The organism is Jeotgalibacillus sp. ET6 (assembly GCF_029667115.1).
Lineage (GTDB): Bacteria > Bacillota > Bacilli > Bacillales > Jeotgalibacillaceae > Jeotgalibacillus.
In genome coordinates this window covers 1-270 of record NZ_JARUIU010000099.1, presented here as the reverse complement: position 1 = coordinate 270, position 270 = coordinate 1, and the positions used below count along the sequence as shown (strand labels likewise).

1 protein-coding gene is annotated in these 270 nt (G+C 64.8%); it reads left to right on the top strand.

What is annotated here, in order from left to right; all coding sequences use genetic code 11:
* On the top strand, positions 1–270 hold a 270-nt coding region (locus P6709_RS19950; protein ID WP_278242640.1), incomplete at both ends, for a hypothetical protein.

Sequence of the window (270 nt, the reverse complement as noted above, 5' to 3'; positions counted from 1 at the left end):
CCACTACCACTACGACAGCCAGCACCGCCTGGTGTTCCACACGCGGATACAGCATGGCGAGCCACTGGTCGAGAGCCGCTACCTCTACGACCCGCTGGGACGGCGAATGGCGAAACGGGTATGGCGGCGGGAGCGTGACCTGACGGGGTGGATGTCGCTGTCGCGTAAACCGGAGGAGACATGGTACGGCTGGGACGGCGACAGGCTGACGACGGTACAGACCGACACCACGCGTATCCAGACGGTATACCAGCCGGGGAGCTTCACGCC